Origin of the sequence: Parafannyhessea sp. (genome assembly GCF_051876455.1) — a bacterium.
GTDB lineage: Bacteria > Actinomycetota > Coriobacteriia > Coriobacteriales > Atopobiaceae > Parafannyhessea.
Window position 1 is genome coordinate 1 of sequence record NZ_JBJEHW010000112.1, and the last position, 13816, is coordinate 13816.

17 protein-coding genes, 1 tRNA gene and 1 pseudogene are annotated in these 13816 nt (G+C 67.9%); 17 read left to right on the forward strand and 2 right to left on the reverse strand.

Features of this window, described 5'->3' with window-relative positions:
* The 14 genes and pseudogenes from ACI38Z_RS05090 to ACI38Z_RS05155 all read left to right on the forward strand — a co-directional run.
* A partial coding sequence (locus ACI38Z_RS05090; protein ID WP_439789108.1) for a hypothetical protein occupies positions 1–248 on the forward strand: 248 nt, incomplete at its 5' end.
* A 12-nt stretch (positions 249–260) separates the two neighbouring features.
* Positions 261–878, forward strand: a complete 618-nt coding sequence (locus tag ACI38Z_RS05095) for a hypothetical protein (protein WP_439789109.1) — start codon at positions 261–263, stop codon at positions 876–878.
* A gap of 3 nt (positions 879–881) precedes the next feature.
* Positions 882–1226, forward strand: a complete 345-nt coding sequence (locus ACI38Z_RS05100) for a hypothetical protein (RefSeq protein ID WP_439789110.1) — start codon at positions 882–884, stop codon at positions 1224–1226.
* 258 nt (positions 1227–1484) lie between these two features.
* Positions 1485–4307 carry a phage tail protein gene (locus ACI38Z_RS05105; protein ID WP_439789111.1) on the forward strand — a complete coding sequence of 941 codons (2823 nt, stop codon included), beginning with the start codon at positions 1485–1487 and terminating at the stop codon, positions 4305–4307.
* Positions 4297–5133: a hypothetical protein gene (locus ACI38Z_RS05110; protein WP_439789112.1), complete on the forward strand. Its 837-nt coding sequence runs from the start codon at positions 4297–4299 to the stop codon at positions 5131–5133. Before ACI38Z_RS05105 ends, ACI38Z_RS05110 begins: the two co-directional genes overlap by 11 nt.
* Positions 5124–6182 carry a hypothetical protein gene (locus tag ACI38Z_RS05115; RefSeq protein ID WP_439789113.1) on the forward strand — a complete coding sequence of 353 codons (1059 nt, stop codon included), beginning with the start codon at positions 5124–5126 and terminating at the stop codon, positions 6180–6182. The genes ACI38Z_RS05110 and ACI38Z_RS05115 overlap by 10 nt, the downstream gene beginning before the upstream one ends.
* A gap of 9 nt (positions 6183–6191) precedes the next feature.
* A complete protein-coding gene (locus ACI38Z_RS05120) occupies positions 6192–7091 on the forward strand; it encodes a head fiber protein (RefSeq protein WP_439789114.1) in 900 nt (299 codons plus the stop codon).
* Complete coding sequence (locus ACI38Z_RS05125) at positions 7079–7471, forward strand: hypothetical protein (protein ID WP_439789115.1); 393 nt, start codon at positions 7079–7081, stop codon at positions 7469–7471. The genes ACI38Z_RS05120 and ACI38Z_RS05125 overlap by 13 nt, the downstream gene beginning before the upstream one ends.
* 1 nt (position 7472) lies before the next feature.
* Positions 7473–8261 carry a hypothetical protein gene (locus ACI38Z_RS05130; RefSeq protein WP_439789116.1) on the forward strand — a complete coding sequence of 263 codons (789 nt, stop codon included), beginning with the start codon at positions 7473–7475 and terminating at the stop codon, positions 8259–8261.
* Between the two features lie 46 nt (positions 8262–8307).
* The gene (locus ACI38Z_RS05135; protein ID WP_439789117.1) at positions 8308–8748 is read left to right on the forward strand and encodes a hypothetical protein; all 441 of its coding nucleotides are present in this window, start codon (positions 8308–8310) and stop codon (positions 8746–8748) included.
* Positions 8748–9170 carry a phage holin gene (locus ACI38Z_RS05140; protein WP_439789118.1) on the forward strand — a complete coding sequence of 141 codons (423 nt, stop codon included), beginning with the start codon at positions 8748–8750 and terminating at the stop codon, positions 9168–9170. Before ACI38Z_RS05135 ends, ACI38Z_RS05140 begins: the two co-directional genes overlap by 1 nt.
* Positions 9163–9384, forward strand: a complete 222-nt coding sequence (locus tag ACI38Z_RS05145) for a hypothetical protein (RefSeq protein ID WP_439789119.1) — start codon at positions 9163–9165, stop codon at positions 9382–9384. Before ACI38Z_RS05140 ends, ACI38Z_RS05145 begins: the two co-directional genes overlap by 8 nt.
* A 9-nt stretch (positions 9385–9393) precedes the next feature.
* Positions 9394–10299: a peptidoglycan amidohydrolase family protein gene (locus ACI38Z_RS05150; RefSeq protein WP_439789120.1), complete on the forward strand. Its 906-nt coding sequence runs from the start codon at positions 9394–9396 to the stop codon at positions 10297–10299.
* A 273-nt stretch (positions 10300–10572) separates the two neighbouring features.
* Positions 10573–10782 (forward strand): annotated as a pseudogene (locus tag ACI38Z_RS05155) (2Fe-2S iron-sulfur cluster-binding protein); the annotation flags it as partial.
* Between the two features lie 234 nt (positions 10783–11016).
* Here ACI38Z_RS05155 and ACI38Z_RS05160 read toward each other — a convergent pair.
* Positions 11017–11793, reverse strand: a complete 777-nt coding sequence (locus ACI38Z_RS05160) for an SDR family NAD(P)-dependent oxidoreductase (protein ID WP_439789121.1) — start codon at positions 11791–11793, stop codon at positions 11017–11019.
* Between the two features lie 174 nt (positions 11794–11967).
* Between ACI38Z_RS05160 and ACI38Z_RS05165 the strand changes: the two genes are divergently transcribed.
* The 3 genes from ACI38Z_RS05165 to ACI38Z_RS05175 all read left to right on the forward strand — a co-directional run bounded on the left by ACI38Z_RS05165 (position 11968) and on the right by ACI38Z_RS05175 (position 12722).
* A complete protein-coding gene (locus tag ACI38Z_RS05165) occupies positions 11968–12237 on the forward strand; it encodes a type II toxin-antitoxin system prevent-host-death family antitoxin (RefSeq protein ID WP_439789122.1) in 270 nt (89 codons plus the stop codon).
* 7 nt (positions 12238–12244) lie between these two features.
* Positions 12245–12532 (forward strand): type II toxin-antitoxin system RelE/ParE family toxin, encoded by a 288-nt coding sequence (locus ACI38Z_RS05170; protein ID WP_439789124.1) that lies wholly within the window; start codon positions 12245–12247, stop codon positions 12530–12532.
* A 115-nt stretch (positions 12533–12647) separates the two neighbouring features.
* Positions 12648–12722: transfer RNA gene (locus tag ACI38Z_RS05175), tRNA-Val, on the forward strand.
* A gap of 110 nt (positions 12723–12832) precedes the next feature.
* Here ACI38Z_RS05175 and ACI38Z_RS05180 read toward each other — a convergent pair.
* Positions 12833–13816, reverse strand: a 984-nt coding sequence (locus tag ACI38Z_RS05180) for a 1-acyl-sn-glycerol-3-phosphate acyltransferase (RefSeq protein ID WP_439789123.1), incomplete at its 5' end; no start/stop codon positions are given.

The window sequence follows — 13816 nt, forward strand, 5'->3', positions numbered from 1 at the left end:
CGTGGGGGGCGGCACCGACGGCGGCGACCGTCGACCTGTGGACGCGCGGCGAGGGCGAGGCGGCGGCGAACCGGCGCGCACGCGCGCTGTCCCATGCCATCGGCCTGGGGGGCGCGCTCGTGGCATGCGACGGCGGCGGCATGTGGCTAACGCGCGGCGAGCCGTGGTGCCAGGCGGTCACGGACGAGGACCCGGACGTTAGCCGGCGGCGCATAAACGTCTCCGTCGAGTGGATCACTACCGACTAAGGAGAAACACGAATGAAGTTCACCCAGATTCCCAGCGACACCTTCTCGCACCTCCAGCTCAACGCGGGCCTGCTCCTCACGGACTTCACGCCCGCGACGGGCACGCTCGACAAGGCCGATATCGTGGGCGCGACGAGCGGCGGCGTGAAGTTCACCGCCAAGCCAAGCTATACCGACTTCGGCGACGACATAGACAACTGCCCCGAAAACATGGCGGAGCTCAAGCGCCTCGACAGCGTGGAGGTGACCATCTCCGGCACCTTCGTCACGGTGTCGCCCTCCAGCGCGGTGAGCACCATCGGCGCGGCCGACATCGACCCCAAGGACGCCACGCACGTCGTCCCGCGCGCCGACCTCAAGACCACCGACTTCAAGGACCTCTGGTGGGTCGGCGACTACAGCGACCAGAACGGCGACACCAACGGCGGCTTCGTGGCCATCCACATGAAGAAGACGCTCTCCACCGGCGGCTTCGCGCTCACGAGCGACGACAAGAAGAAGGGCCAGTTCGACTTCGAGTACACCGCGCACTACAGCATGGAGGACCCGACGGCCATCCCGTACGAGCTCTACATCAAGGCCGGCACGGCCGAGACCAGCACCACCACCTCGACCGGGACGGGGGCGTAAGGCATGAGGCTCTCAGACGTCCCCGGAAGCCGCGCGATCGAGACGCTCGCCCGCCTCGCCAGGCCGGTCGCCGCGATGGTGACCGACGAGACGGTGCGCAAGGCCGTGCTCGCCGCGAAGGACGACAAGGAGAAGGCAGCGGCGGCCGCCATCCCCCTGGTGATGGAGCGCCACGGCCAGGACGTGACCGAGTGCCTCGCCGCCATCGCGGGCGAGACCCGGGAGGGGTACGAGGCGAGCCACAACCTCGCCCAGGTGCTCGGCGACCTCTACGAGCTCCTCACCGACGAGGAGGCAATCTCTTTTTTAGGCTCCATGCGGCCGACGGCGGGGAATGCGTCCAGCTAGCGCTGGGCGAGTACGTGGGCCCGCGCTCCGTGCGGGCATTCTGCGCATACGCGGCGGCGCGGCAGCGCCGGGACCGCGACAGGGAACTGTGGCGCTCGTACGTGGCGGCGTGCCTCCGTGGCGCGGCCATGGGCGAGCGCCCAGCCTTGTCTTGGGACGACGTGCTGGGACGCGACCGCAGGCGGCCGGAGGGGCCGGCGGACGGGGACGCGATAGCGAGAGACGTCATAGCCCGCGCAGGGCTGGAGGTGGTGTGACATGGACCTGCTTGACCTGATGGTGAAGATAGGCGTGGACGACCAGGCCTCGGGCAAGGTCGATTCGATAGGGAGCTCCATAAAGTCGAAGCTGGGGAGCGTGGCGAGCGCCGCCGGGAAGGCCGTCGCGGCCGGCGTGGCCGCCATAGGCACCGGCGCGGTGGCCATGGGCAAGTCGGCGCTGCAGGCCTACAGCACCTACGAGCAGATGGTGGGCGGCGTGGACAAGCTCTACGGCTCCGCCTCAGCCAGGCTCCAGGCGTACGCCTCGCAGGCGTACCAGACCAGCGGCATGAGCGCCAACCAGTACATGCAGCAGGCGACGACGTTCAGCGCCGCGCTGATAAACTCCCTGGGCGGCGACACGGCCAAGGCCGCAGACATGGCGGACGTCGCGATGCGCGCCATGAGCGACAACGTGAACGTCTTCGGCAGCAACGCCGAGGACGTCCAGAACGCCATCATGGGCATAAGCCGCCAGAACTACACGATGATCGACAACTTGAAGTTGGGCTACGCCGGCACCAAGGAGGGCATGGAGCAGCTCATCGCCGACGCCAACGCGTGGGGCGCGGCGAACGGCGAGGCCTCCGACCTATCCATCGACTCGTTCGCCGACTGCGTGCAGGCCATCCAGCAGATACAGGAGAAGCAGGGGATAGCCGGCACGACGGCCAAGGAGGCGGCCGGCACCATCGAGGGCAGCTGGAACATGGCCAAGGCCGCGTGGGAGGACTACCTGACGGGCATAGCCAACCCGGACGCGGACATGGGGCAGCTCACCGAGAACCTCCTCACGTCCATAGGGAACGTGGCGGCCAACGTGGGCCCGCGCGTGGTTGAGATAGGCGAGGCCATGGTGACGCAGTTCCCCGCCGCGCTCTCCGGCCTGGAGCAGACGCTGGAGCCCGTGGTCTCCGAGGCCCTCGCGGGGGCCTGGGACTTCGCCAGCACCATGCTCTCCGGCGTGGGCATCCAGCTCCCGCAGGTCGACGCGTCCCAGGTGAGCGCCGCCATCGGCGGCGTGGTGGACGCGGTGCGCGGGGCGGCCGACGTGATAGGGCCCATCGCCCAGGGCATCGTGGACGGCCTCCAGGGCATGTTCGACGGCATCTTCGGCGACAAGTCGCCGGAGGAGGTGAGGGCGGGGCTCGACAGCGTGCACGACGGCCTGCAGGCGGTGGCCGACGTCGTGGGCGGCGGCATCGCCGACGGCCTCACGGCGATAGGCGACGCCATCGGCGCCCTCGCGGACGCGGCCCCCGTGCTCGGCGGCGTCGCGGCCGTCTGCGGCACCCTCGCGGCCGGCTTCACGGTCCTCGGCGCGTCCATAGGCCTCGTCTCCATCGGCGGCCTGGTGAGCTCCATCCCAGTGGTGTCGGCGCTCATGGGCGCATGGGGCACGGTCACGACGGCCGTGGGGGACGCGTGGGCGTTCCTCTCGCTCGCAATGGAGGCCAACCCCCTCGGCGTCGTGGTCGTGGCCGTAGCGGCGCTCGTTGCCGCGCTCGTGTACCTCTACAACACGAACGAGACGGTGCGCGACGCCATCAACGGGGCGTGGCAGGCCATCCAGGACGTGGTGGGGACGGTCGCGGGCGCGATAGCCGGGTTCTTCACGGACACGCTGCCGCAGGCCTTCCAGGCGGCCGCGGACCTCCTCGCCTCGCTGCCCGGGACGATAGGCGGCTTCCTGGAGTCGCTGCCCGGCACTATAGGCTCCGCGCTCCAGGCGGGCGCGGAAGCCCTGGCCTCGTGGGCCTCCGGGCTCGCCCAGTCTGCGCTCGACGCCGGCGCCCAGTTCGTCTCGGCGCTGGGCTCGGCGCTCGCGGCGGCGCCCGAGCAGGTGCTGTACTGGCTCACCTTCGCGATCGCCTACGTGGTGCTGTGGGCGGGCCAGATGGTGCAGAACGCGCTGACGGCCGGCGCCCAGTTCGTCTCGGGCGTCGTGTCTGCGATCCAGGCCCTGCCCGGAAGCGTGGCCGCGCTCCTCGCGTCGGTGGTCTCCACGGCCCTCTCGTGGGCGGCGCAGATGGCCGCCAGCGCGCTCTCCGCCGGCGCCCAGTTCGTGGCAATGTGCGGCTCCGCGCTCGCCGCGCTCCCGGGCCTCGTGGCGTCGCTGCTGCAGTCTGCTGTGGCCCAGGCCGTCGCCTGGGCGTCCCAGATGGCCTCCCAGGCGGCCTCGGCCGGCTCCCGGTTCGTCTCCGGCGTGGGCTCCGCCCTCGCGTCCCTGCCGGGCCGCGTGTGGTCCATGCTCTCGGCGGCGCTCTCCATGGTGGCGTCCTTCGCCGGCCAGATGGCGAGCCGCGCGGGGCAGGCAGCCAGCGGCTTCGCATCCAGCCTCGTGAGCGGCCTGGCGTCGATACCGGGGCGCATGGCCAGCATCGGCTCGCAGATAATCAGCGGCCTCGTGAGCGGCATCACGAGCGGCGCCCAGCGCGTGGTGAGCGCCCTCGGCAATGTCGTGTCGAGCGCCATCGACTCGGCAAAGCGCGCCCTCGGCATCGCTTCCCCGTCCAAGGTCTTCCGCCAGATAGGCGACTTCGTCATGCAGGGCATGGCGCTCGGAATCGGCGACGGGTGGGGCGGCGTCTCGGGCGCCCTGGACGCGACCCTGGGGACCATGGGCGGGTATGAGGTCCAGGCGCCCCGCATGGTCGCGGCGGAGGGCGGCAGCGGGGCCCAGGCGGCGGCAGCCGCATACGGCAGCGCGGCGGACCGCATCCTCGACGCGCTGCCCGACATCATCAGGCGCTACACGCCGGTGACGGGCGAGAGCGACCTGCAGAGGATAGCGAGGGAGGGGGTCGTGTATGCCCAGTAGCAGCTTCCCGGCCATAAGCTACATGGCCTCTAGCGGCGTGCGCGTCGTGGGCCTCTCGGGCGCCGGCGCGTACGCCGGCGTGCCGGACGGCCTGTGTGAGTGGGAATGGTCCTACACGCTCGGCGGGAGCACCGCGAGCGGCACGGCCAGGCAGGCGCGCAAGGCGACGATGGCGGTCGCCATGATGGACCCGTCGGTCGCGGACGAGCTGCGCCACGTGGCGGAGGAGGACGTGAGGGCGGCGACGCCGGGCACGCTCCGCGTCGGCGAGTGGCGGCAGCGCGCCCTCATCGTGGCGTGCGTCCCGTCCAAGGTCGTGCGGGGCGCCCACCTCGCGAAGCTCACGGTGCTGCTGCTCGACGGGGCGTGGCACCGGCCGCACGTGGAGGAGTTCCGCGCGGCGTCCTCCACGTCGTCGTCCACGGGGCTCGACCTCCCGTACGACCTCCCGTACGACATGGCGCCCCCGGCGGCCAGGACGACCCTCGCGACCGCAGGCTGGGGGCCGTCGCCGGTGTCCATCACCTACTGGGGGCCCGCGACAAACCCAGCAATCGCCATCGCCGGCAACACGTACGAGGTCGACGTCGAGGTGCCATCAGGAGCGCGCGTGGAGCTCGACGGCCTCGCCAAGACCGCGACCCTGATTCTCGTGGACGGCACGCGCCAGAGCGTCTTCTCAAAGGCCGTGCGCGGCTCCGGCGTGGGGTGCGGGCGATACGCGTTCCAGCCGGTCCCGGCCGGCACCCACGGGGTCGGGTGGGACCAGAGCTTCAGCTTCGATTTGACCTGGTGGGAAGAGGAGGGGAGCCCGGCATGGACCTAGTGGTGGCGGACGCGTCCGGCACGGACCTGCGCATCGTGGACGACTTCAGCATGGACATGGCCTTCGGCAGCGACGAGAACAGCTTCACCCTCACGCTCGCCCCGGCACTCGCGCCGCCGGCCGGCGGGTACGTGTACGTGGACGGCACCGAGTACGGCGGCGTGGCCGACTCGGTGACCGCCTCGGTGCGGTCCGGCAGGTGCTCGGCGGTGGAGGTCAAGGGCCGCACGTGGCATGGCATCCTCGCCGGCAAGGTGCTCACATCCGGGAGCGGGTCCGACCCGCTCACGGTGAGCGGGGCCGTCGGCGACGTCCTGGGCTCCATCGTGGCGCGCGTGGGCCTGTCGGGCATCTTCAGGGCGGAGACCGGCGGAACCACGGTGAGCCACACATTCGACCGGTTCCAGGACGCCTGGTCCGGAATCCTTGACATGCTCAGCGAGTCCGGTATGCGCCCCGAGATGGTGCGGGGGGACGGCATGGTGACGCTGCGTGCGGTGCCCGCGGTCGAGTGGGCGGACGCGGTCGAGGAGTCCCGCCTGGACTTCGACGCGACCTCGTACCACCGCGTCACCAACCACCTGGTGTGCGCGGGCACGGGCGAGAACGAGGAGCGCACGGTCGTGGACCTGTACGCAGACTCCTCCGGCAACGTCTCGCAGAGGCAGACGCTTACCGGCGTGGACGAGATAGCGCAGCTGTACGACTACAGCAGCGCGGACTCCGACAAGCTGGTGGAGGCGGGCACGAAGAAGCTGAGGGGCCTGCAGACCTCCGGCAAGGTCAAGTGCACGGCCGCCGACGACGTGGACATGGCCGTGGGCGACATGGTGCGCAGCGTCGAGGGCACCACCGGCCTCGTGGTGGAGGCGCGGGTGACGAAGAAGAAGCTGCGCGTGACCGGTGGGAGACCATCCTTCTCGTACGAGGCCGGCCAGGCCGCCCTCGGCACCTCTGCGGCCGTCGGCCTCGGCTCGGGCGGCTCCGGAGGGGGCGCGTCGGACATACAGACGGTGGATGCGGCCACGGCCGCGTCCTGGTTCGCATAGGAGGAGAGTTTGGCGACAAGGGTTCTCTCGGAGGCCGCGGGAAAGCAGATAGTGGACCTGGTCCGCAGCGGGTACGGCGCGAGCCTGGCCATTAGCGGCCTGCAGATACAGCTCAAGAACGGGCAGGCCTCTCCGGCCATCATCGGAACGGCCACGATACCGACGGCGACGCAGAGCGCGGGCGGTGCCATGAGCCCCACCGACAAGGCGAAGCTCGACGGCATAGCGACGGGTGCCAACGCGTACGTGCTCCCGACCGCCGGCACCGCGCTCGGCGGCGTCAAGACCACCTCGACGGTGACCAGCGCGACGGGATACACGCCGGCGCCGATCATCGACGGCGTGCCGTATTACAAGGACACGAACACGACGTATGCTGCCGCCAGCACGTCGGCCGCCGGACTCATGAGCGCGGCCGACAAGGTCAAGCTCAACGGCATCGCCACCGGCGCCACCAGGGTCACGGTGGACTCGGCCATGTCGAGCACGAGCGCCAACCCCGTGCAGAACAAGACCGTGAAGTCCGCGCTGGACGCCAAGGCGCCCCTGGCGAGCCCGGCCCTCACCGGGACGCCGACGGCGCCCACGGCGGCGACGAGCACAAGCACCACGCAGGTGGCGACCACGGCCTTCGTCCAGGCGGTCGTGGCGAACGCGGTGACTTCGGCGATGACGTACAAGGGCGCCGCGGCCGCGTACACGGACATTACCGGGACCGACTACAAGCCGGGATGGTGCTGGGTCGTGTCGGCCACGGGCACCTTCGCCGGGCAGGCATGCGAAGCGGGAGACATGGTGGTCGCCAACACCGCAAAGGCGAGCGCGGGCGCCGCTGACACGGACTTCGACGTGATCCAGAGCAACGTCGCGTATGTCACTGCGGATGACGTGAAGGCGTGGTTCGCGTGATTGGCGGCGCGGTCCAGCGCGTGGTGACCGAGGCGGCCGCGCACGAGATCGTGGAGCAGCTGCGTGCCCTCATCACGGGCGCCCCGGCGGCCGGCTTCCTGGCCGCCCACCCGCAGCACTCGATATACATGGAGACCACGGGCGTGAACCCGGGCTCCCGCTACGGGGGAACGTGGAGGGCCCTGCCCAGCATCGGCCCGTTCGCGTGGGAGCGCACCGACGACGGCACATCGGACGGATCCGTGGCGCAGTTCCTCGCGTCCCATCCCGTCGGGTGCCTGTACCTGAGCACGTCGGCCACGAGCCCCTCCGCCACGTACGGCGGCTCGTGGGAGGAGCGTCCCAGCCTCGGGGCGCACGTATGGGAGAGGAAGGCATGACATGGCGATAGAGATAGTGGACGGGTGCACGGGGACCGCGCACATCAGCAGCGACGACCTGGCGCCGCTGAACATAGGCATCGTTGGCTACTACGGCGCGGTCTTCGAATGGGGCGACGACCTTGCCTTGACCATGCAGACCGCCAACACCGCCACGCTTGGCACCGGCGCCGGCATGGTGCAGGGGCGCCGCTTCTGGAACTCGGCGGCAACGAGCGTAACCATCCAGAGCGGCACGCAGGGGCAGAAGCGCAACGACATCCTGGTGGCCCGCTACGCCAAGGCATCCGACGGTACCGAGTCGGTATCGCCCGTCGTGGTCCGTGGCACCCCGACGACGGGCACCCCGACGGACCCTGCCGTGAACTCCGGGGACCTCAAGCTCTGGCGCATCCCGCTGGACGGCGTGAGCGTGGGCACCCCCGTGCGCCTCACTGAGCCCCTTGTGCCGCTCGCCAAGCTGAGGGATGCCCTGGAGCCGATAGCGACGAAGGACGTCGACGTATCGCTGAATACGAGCGTCCCTGTGTACGCCACCCGGTTTGGGAAGGTCGTCACCTTTTCGACGGCCGCAATCATCGACTGGCCCGGCACATATCAGACCTTCACCCTGGCCACAGGCCTGCCACCGTCAAAGATTGACTGCAGGTTCCCGATTGCCATCCAAGGGCAGGCGAACCAGGGCGCGGTCGTCTACGTGGACGACGGGGGGAGCCTGGTCGTCGAGACGAAGGGCAACAGCCTCGACAAAGCTTGGTGCTTCTTCTCGGGGGCGTACTTGGCACAGTAGGCGCGTCACGGCCGTGCTACCCTGTCGGCCGTCGGACGGAGGCGGCATGGAGACCTACAAGAGCCTGCTGTACTGGGGCACCACCATGGGGCTGAGCTACCTGGTGAGCGCGGCCCTGACTGAGGGCAACCCGAGGGACGATCGCGTGGCCACCATATGGCTCATATGCCTGGCCATCGCGCTCGCGGTCTACGTGGCCATATCCACGGCGTCGGCAGCGAGGAGGCGGGAGGCGCAGGGCGCGGCCCACGACGCGCTCGTGGACTCGGCGCTCAAGGTGCTGCTCAGGCAGAAGCTCGTGAGCGAGCACGACCGCCTGGTCTCTCTCGGCGACGCCGACGACACGCAGCGCTGGGCGTGGATGGACTTGTACGAGACGTATGAGGCGCTCTGCGAGGCGACGGGCGACCACAACGGGGTGGTCGACTCGTACAAGCAGGACGTTTTGGACCTGCCGCCATGGGACGGCAGGAGGAGGGACGGATGATGGAGACGAAGACATACGCAATCCCGGACGCGCCCTACCAGGCCCTCAAGTGGGCCGGGCTCGTGGCGTGCCCAGCGCTAGCCACCTTCGTGGGGGCCGTGGGCCCCGCCTGGGGCTGGCCGCAGGTGGACGCGATAGTGCTCACGCTCAACGCCGCGGGCGTGCTCGTGGGCGCGCTCATCGGGGTGACGACCGCCACGGCCAAGACCGCCTACGCGACGACCGAGCCCCAGGACGCGACGGTCAAGTCCAGCGAGACGCCCGCAGCCGACCAGGTGGCCGGCGACGCCCCCGCCACGGCCTCGGCCGACACGCCTACCGACGCGGGCGCCTCAGCCGAGGCCGAGGCGCAGGACGCGTACACCGCGCAGCTCCTTGCGGGCGTGCAGGGCATGCCCACGGCCGGTGGCACGGATGAGTAGCCCCCGCGACTGCCCCATGTGCGGGCACGCCATGCGTCGCGTGGCAGAGTCCACGCTTCGCGGCGCGGGCTGGGAGCGCTGGCAGTGCCCGGAGTGCCTCCATACCGAGCAGCACGCCACGCGCGAGTGCCCGCACTGCCACGAGGTGGCGGTGCCCCTGCGCGGCGCCGCCGGAGACGTGTGTCCCGCGTGCGGTCATACGTACGATGACTAGGAGGAGTACGTGCTGACATACCAACAGCGAGCCGCCGAGGTGATGCTGCACCTGGTCACGCACTCGGCGCACGGCTACTCGCAGCCAAACCGCGCCGGCGACGGGACGATAGAGACGCTCGTGCTGAGCGACGGCACGACCACGACCGTGCATGGCGGCGACTACGACTGCAGCGAGGCCGTGCGCATGTGCTACGTGGCCGCCGGCGTGATTCCGCGCGGCACCTACATGTGGACGGGCAACGAGCAGACCACGCTTCTCAAGTACGGCTTCAAGCGCGTGGCGCTCACCGGCCTGCAGGTCGGCGACGTGCTCCTGCGCAGCGGCCACACCGAGATGGTCGTATCCGTCGGAGGCGCGCTCAAACAGGCTGGCTTCCGCATGTCAGAGCACCGCAGCACCAACGGCACAAAGGGCGACCAGACCGGGTGGGAGAGCGCGTATAGCGCCCTCGTGCCCAGCGCCTGGTCGTGGGCATATCGTTACGTAGGGGCACAACCCCAGGACGGAGACAAGATGGAACCGCATGACGTCTGGGAGTACGACTACCGGCATACCGCCTTCGGCGGGAACATGTACAACACGCTGATGGAGACGCACGAGCTCGCCCAGCCTCACAACCACTGGGAGTACCACTACGACCAGGCCGACGGCACCAACACGGCGCCGGGCGGGAACATGTACAACTGCGCGGTGGAGACGCACGGGCTCGCCGAGTCCGCCCAGCCGCACAACGTATGGGAGTACGACTACAAGGACGCGGAAGGCAAGAGCACGGCTCCGGGCGGGAACATGTACAACTGCATGGTCGCCATATATAACACGGTGACGACGATGCAGGGGGAGCTTGCCGACCTGCAGTCCAGGCTCGAAGCGCTCGAGAAGGCCGACACATCCGAGGCGAAGGAAGCCTAGCGGCCGCCCGCCCCGGCGCCGCGCGCGGGCGTCCTTCCTCCTTTCAGCGCCCAAGGGCATTGCCCTGGGCGCCGGCACGGGCCTGGCACGGCCCCCGTCCAATCCGGGCGGGGGCCCTTTTTATGCGCAAGGCGCGTTTTTCGAAAGTCCCGCCGGACCGCCCTCGGAGCGCGTCCCCGGCGCGTCCCAAGCTCCCGTTTTCGTGGCGCTTGTGGTCCTTGCATACTTTAGAACGGCAGCTATGGGGCTTGCGCGACGCACGGGACGGGACGCGCGACTTTGGAGAAGAATCGCATTGCGGCTCCCAGCCACTGTCGCAGCGGCGAGTGCGGCTGGTGCCATGCCCGGCTGGTTTCGGGCCAGGTGTTCTGCCCAGCCGAGGTCGACGGCAGGCGAGAGGCCGACCGCAAGTTTGGCTACATCCACCCGTGCGTGTCGTTCCCGCTGTCCGACCTGGTGGTCGAGGTGCCCGCGGCGAGGTAGATTGCTGCGGGCGACGTCGCCAAGTCGCGCTTAACGCCCCCTCCTCCAGCCCCCTTGCGCACAGACTGAGTCCTCGTGCGCAAGGGGGTGATTGTTGCGCGCAAAGGCGCTCACCTTTGCGCGCAAATAGGCAATGAAAATGGCACCTTTGTGCGCACGTGCGCACAAAGGTGCACTTCTCGTCCTTGTCTTCCGCGCAAAGGTTTCTGCCTTTGCGCGCAAGCGGATGCTGGGCTAGTCGGTCATCCAGCCGCCGCCGTCGACGTTGATCGTCTGACCCGAGACCCACTTGCTGTCGTCGCTGGCAAGGAACACCACCACGGGCGCAACGTCGTCGTAGGGGTCGCCGGGACGGTTGAATGCGTTGTTCTTGAACTGCTCGGTCGCGAACTTCTGCAGCTCAGGCAGCTGCTCGTTCATGTGGGCCTTGGCGTTGTCCGTGAAGCCGCCGGGGCACACGATGTTGCAGCGGATGTTGTACTGGCCCCACTCGCGGGCGACCACGCGGGACAGTGCGCGGATGGACTCCTTCAGCGGGCTGTACTCGCCGGCCAGCTTCGGGCTCTCCTGGCCCCAACGGCTGCCGAAGTTGATGATCGAGGCGCCCGCGCCTGGCTTGTCGCGCATGTACGGGAAGAACATCTGCATCAGGTACCAGGTGCTGCAGAAGTCGACCTTCAGGTCGTACATGAAGTCCTCCATCTTGAGGTCGATGAAGGGCGCCAGCACGGTGTGGTGCACGTTGTTCACGAGGCAGTCAACGGTGCCGAAGTGGTCGATTGTCATCTTTACGAACTTCTCGAGCTCGGGCTCCTCGGCCACGTCGCACGCGTAGGCGATGGCGTCAGCACCGGCTTCCTCGCACTGGCGCCTGGTGTCCTCGAGGCGCTCCGCGTTGTGGCTGACCAGGCTCAGGTTCGCGCCCTCGCGGGCCATGCGGATGGCGAACTGCTTGCCCAGTCCGCTGCCACAACCGGTGATGACACATACCTTTCCGTCGAGCTTGCCCATGATGGTGCTCCTTTCCGTCTGGATGCATCGCATCCCCTACAACGTCAACGAAAAGTTTTGCGCCCAGGCGAGACGCGCCCCATACGCAGAAATGCGTAAGTCAGCGAACGGTTGGCTGTGGTATAAAAATACCACGCTTCTTATCATCTTTTGCTATCGCGTGAGGAGGGCCGCATGACCACCGCTGTACCTATTAGAGATCTTAAGAACACGGCAGAATTTGCCAGAACCGTCATGAACTCAGCTGAGCCAGTCATAGTGACACGCAATGGATATGACGAGTTCGTTGTCATGAAGAACGAGGATTATCGCCAAATGCAACAGGAACTGGCAGAAGCGAAGCTCTTGCGAATCCTGTTGGAAGGGAAGCAGGACCTAGAGCGTGGCGATTATGTCGATGGTCCAGATTTCGTAGAGCGTATTAGCAGGAAATATGGCCTATAGGTACGTTATGCTTCCGCGTGCGCAAGCGGATTACGAGGCAATCGTACGCTATCTCGCCGTTGATCTGGGCAGCCCTGGGGCGGCTCGCCACTTTGTCGACGAGTTCAATCGAAAGATCTCTGCGGTATGCATCAACCCGCAGATGTACTCAGTGAGTCGAATGGAGCCAGTTGCAAGATTGGGCTTTAGGCCTATGCGCGTACTTAATTACGTTGTCCTTTACACCGTTGAAGGACGAACGGTCATCCTTGCGCATATATTTCATTCTGCGCAGGACTATGCCCGCTACGTTTGATTGCGTTCCTTTCTGTTAATCTCCAAAATTCTTGGCAAGAAGGGCCTTGCGGATTCTGGAGGTTGCGCGTATAGTAATTCCTCGCGTTGCAGCTGCAAAGCTGCTCCCAGCTATCGGGCGTTTAGCTCAGGGGGAGAGCGCTTCCCTGACACGGAAGAGGTCAGAAGTTCAAATCTTCTAACGCCCACCATAAACTCGCAGCTCAGAGGCTATGTCTCTGGGCTGTTTTCTTTTGGTCCACCTTTGGTGCGCGATTTTGGTACACGCCTTTTTGGTACACGCCTTTTTGGACGTTGTCCTTCACGATGCCTGTATGCGGGCGTCCATGGCCCGCCAGCAGCGCTCGGCCAGGTCGTTCACGGCGTCCTTGCGTCCCAACGTGGGGTCCGGCCAGATGGCCGGCAGACACGTGAGCGTCAGGCACGGCTGACGCTTGAGAACTCGCCACAGCCCCCGGCGTGCACGTTGCGTGACCACCAGTGGCACCACGGGCACGCGGTTCTTCACGGCCAGCCAGAACGCTCCCGTGGCAAACGGCCGCAGCTGCTTGCAGTAGGGTATGAGCGCAGTCTCGGGGTACACGTGCACCACGCGCCCCGCGCGTAGCGCCCGGCTCATCGAGTGGACCAACTCCTCCAGCTGGCGGAGGCTGGGCGACACCGGCACCGCGCCCGCCCACCGCACGATGTGGGCGCAGAAGGGCAGCGTGAAGTTGTCCTCGATGCTCAGGATGTAGGTGCGCTTGCCTCGCAGCGCCTGCAGCACCATGCCGCAGTCCAGCACGTGCACGTGGTTGCACACGCTCACGAAGCCGCCGTGCAGCCGTCGTATGTTCTCGCGTCCCTCCAGGCGAAACCCCAGGACGCTACGGGTGACCAGAGCGGCGGCAACGTCCAGCACCGCGCGAAACGCACGGGTGCCCACGCGCTGGAGCGTGGAGTCACGCAGGTAGTCGAATCCGATTGGGGTGGAAAACGTCCCCCAGTGCGGCATGTGCACCACGTGCTCCGGTTTGGCCTCGCTCACGTGGCGTGGGTCCGGCACGACGCGGCGTGCGGCCCGTTGTGGTTGCCGTGGCACGCCCTTCTGGCCCGACGGAGCCGTTGGCGCGGGCGGCTCAGGTGACTGCGCCGGCTCCGTCGCGGCGAGCAGCGCCATGTCGTCGCGGATGCCGGGTGCCGGCGTGCGGCCGTCTTGCGCGTCGCGTACGGCCTCATCCAGCATGCGGCGGAACCGGGCGACGCAGTCGCGCACCCGGTAGCGCTCGGCCTCGCGGGCGTAGGC

Bases quoted from the DNA above. Each gene is read 5' to 3' on its own strand.
- ACI38Z_RS05095 (WP_439789109.1), top strand. From the start codon at position 261: ATGAAGTTCACCCAGATTCCCAGCGACACCTTCTCGCACCTCCAGCTC.
- ACI38Z_RS05130 (WP_439789116.1), top strand. From the start codon at position 7,473: ATGGCGATAGAGATAGTGGACGGGTGCACGGGGACCGCGCACATCAGC.
- ACI38Z_RS05140 (WP_439789118.1), top strand. From the start codon at position 8,748: ATGGAGACGAAGACATACGCAATCCCGGACGCGCCCTACCAGGCCCTC.
- ACI38Z_RS05110 (WP_439789112.1), top strand. From the start codon at position 4,297: ATGCCCAGTAGCAGCTTCCCGGCCATAAGCTACATGGCCTCTAGCGGC.
- ACI38Z_RS05105 (WP_439789111.1), top strand. From the start codon at position 1,485: ATGGACCTGCTTGACCTGATGGTGAAGATAGGCGTGGACGACCAGGCC.
- ACI38Z_RS05170 (WP_439789124.1), top strand. From the start codon at position 12,245: ATGCTTCCGCGTGCGCAAGCGGATTACGAGGCAATCGTACGCTATCTC.
- ACI38Z_RS05160 (WP_439789121.1), bottom strand. From the start codon at position 11,793: ATGGGCAAGCTCGACGGAAAGGTATGTGTCATCACCGGTTGTGGCAGC.
- ACI38Z_RS05145 (WP_439789119.1), top strand. From the start codon at position 9,163: ATGAGTAGCCCCCGCGACTGCCCCATGTGCGGGCACGCCATGCGTCGC.
- ACI38Z_RS05165 (WP_439789122.1), top strand. From the start codon at position 11,968: ATGACCACCGCTGTACCTATTAGAGATCTTAAGAACACGGCAGAATTT.
- ACI38Z_RS05100 (WP_439789110.1), top strand. From the start codon at position 882: ATGAGGCTCTCAGACGTCCCCGGAAGCCGCGCGATCGAGACGCTCGCC.
- ACI38Z_RS05135 (WP_439789117.1), top strand. From the start codon at position 8,308: ATGGAGACCTACAAGAGCCTGCTGTACTGGGGCACCACCATGGGGCTG.
- ACI38Z_RS05115 (WP_439789113.1), top strand. From the start codon at position 5,124: ATGGACCTAGTGGTGGCGGACGCGTCCGGCACGGACCTGCGCATCGTG.